This window comes from Acidovorax sp. KPB24-03, assembly GCF_057546605.1.
In genome coordinates this window covers 1-605 of sequence record NZ_BAAJYR010000926.1, presented here as the reverse complement: position 1 = coordinate 605, position 605 = coordinate 1, and the positions used below count along the sequence as shown (strand labels likewise).

The 605-nt window shown below is 75.2% G+C and carries 1 pseudogene; it reads right to left on the bottom strand.

Annotated features, from left to right (window positions below):
* Nucleotides 1–82: 82 nt before the first annotated feature.
* Nucleotides 83–605, bottom strand: a pseudogene (locus AC27KI_RS26845) (MFS transporter); the annotation flags it as partial.

Below are 605 nucleotides of genomic sequence, written 5' to 3'. Positions count from 1 at the left end.
TCCATTCGAAAGGCGTGGTGGCCGGGGCGGGCGCGGGCGGGGATTCGGGTGTGGACATTGGAGGCGGGCAAGGGTAAGACGGCTAGCCCTCGATTGTAGAAAGCGCCGCCCCGCGTGCGCCGCCCACCCGCAGGCAGGCGAACACTGCCGCCGCCGTGAACACGGTCACCCCGGCCAGCACGCGCAGCAAGGCGGCGAAGGCGCGGCCGTAGCCCTGCAGCAGTTCGGCCTGCGACAGCTGGGGCAGCAGCGCCCGGGCGCGGGACAGGTCCCCCGCCACGAGGGATTGGGCGGCGCGCGCCGCATCGCCCACCGGCACCTGCGGCCACTGCAGGGCCAGCAGCGCCACCAGCCCGGCGCCTACCAGGGCCAGCGCGAGTCCCTCGCCGGCCACGCGAACGGTGTTGAAGAGGCCGGTGGCCATGCCCGCGCGCTCGGGCGGCACCACGCTCACGGCCAGCCCGTCCATCAACCCCCACGGCAGGCCGATGCCCACGCCGATCAGCAGCAGGGGCCCGGCCAGCACCGCCGCCGGCGAGCCCGGCGCGCAATCGCTCAGCCACCACAACCCCACCGCGCACACGGCGAGGCCCCCGGAGGACAAC